The sequence below is a fragment of the Burkholderia sp. A9 genome, assembly GCF_000801975.1.
Map to the genome: position 1 here is coordinate 1 of NZ_JSZN01000061.1, position 1,301 is coordinate 1,301.

General features: G+C 63.2%; 1 protein-coding gene and 1 pseudogene. One reads left to right on the forward strand and one right to left on the reverse strand.

Features of this window, described 5'->3' with window-relative positions:
- Positions 1 to 259: 259 nt before the first annotated feature.
- Positions 260 to 466, reverse strand: a complete 207-nt coding sequence (locus PI86_RS16715) for a DUF2165 family protein (protein WP_052319468.1) — start codon at positions 464 to 466, stop codon at positions 260 to 262.
- A 556-nt stretch (positions 467 to 1,022) separates the two neighbouring features.
- Between PI86_RS16715 and PI86_RS15375 the strand changes: the two are divergent.
- Positions 1,023 to 1,301: pseudogene (locus PI86_RS15375) on the forward strand (gamma-glutamyltransferase); the annotation flags it as partial.

The window sequence follows — 1,301 nt, forward strand, 5'->3', positions numbered from 1 at the left end:
GCCGGCGCCGGTCGCGGCCGTTTCCTGCCACGTGCGAAACGCGCCGACGGGGTCGTGAGTCCAGCGATTCGTGTCCATGCGCAATTTATATCCGCAACGCGGCGGCGTTTGCAATTACCCCGACATCCCGCCGTCCGCCGGCGCAACGCGGTCGGGCCGGCAGCGCCCGGCGGATCGTTCCGTGGTTTCGACATCCCCATCCCGAGCCGTTCGCCCCCGACCGACATGAACCCGACCTGCCTCGCGAGGAAGCCGAGCGTCAGCCCGGCAATCGCGCACGACCTGGCTGCGCGATTGCCGCACCGGTTGCGCGTCGTGCGCGCAGCAGCAGGATGCTGCCGATCCCGCACAGAACGGCTGTCAGCCTTTCCATCGAGAGGATCGCGGCGCAGCGGGCATGATGGCGAATCCACGGCGTGTCGATTGTGCGATACATGATGTCGTTGCCGGGAAAGGTCGTGTCCATCAGGAGCACGTGGTGCACGAACGCAATGCGCGATGCAAACTAAATCATGGCCGGCATCATGGTAGTCTTTGAAATACGAATAATCATATTGCAGTCCGAAATGAATGATACGGCTTGAGCATTAGCGAGCGGCGTTGAAGCGGCGTTCTGGGCGATACCTGAGAAATTGTTACCGGCGAGTTGGCGTACATGTGCACGGCGTCGAGGACGCACCGGTGCCGGCCGGATCGAGTGCTCGGGCCAGGAGAGTGCGGCGATTGTCGATGGACGTTGCCCGCATCGTCCAGCGGGGCCGACTTGCCGCGCTGCGTTGCGCCTCGCACGGGCACCGGTCGAGTGACCGGAAATCGTCCGTCGCGACGGCAGTGATATGTAGCGGTGCCGAGATCGCGTGCAGGTCCAGTGACGTTGCGTACACAACCGCCGGTCACGTCGCAAATTTCTTATTGCGCAAAAAAATCCGTTCGTGGGACCATCGATCGCGTTGCCTGCGCGCCGAGGGCGGCGCAGTCAGCGTGACGTACATCGCAACGACCGACAAAAACATCGAGAGACAATGAACAGAACAGCGATTTTCCCGTATGCGTCCATATTGGTCGCGGCGGTCGTGATGACCGCGTGCGGCAGTGACGACGTCGAAAACAACGTGGGCGCCACGTCGCCGCCCGCATCCGACGCGAGTTGCCTCGCGATCGACAACAGCGGCTCGACGGTCGTCGTGGGCTCGAACCAGCCGGGCGATCCGTCGCTGCCGGAAGCAGCGTCGGGCTACCGCACCGGCATGAAACCCGTCTATGCGAAGACGTACCTGGTGGCGACCTCGAACGCGTACGCG

Coding starts and splice junctions, on each gene's coding strand:
- PI86_RS16715 (WP_052319468.1), bottom strand. CDS start 466: ATGGACACGACCTTTCCCGGCAACGACATCATGTATCGCACAATCGAC.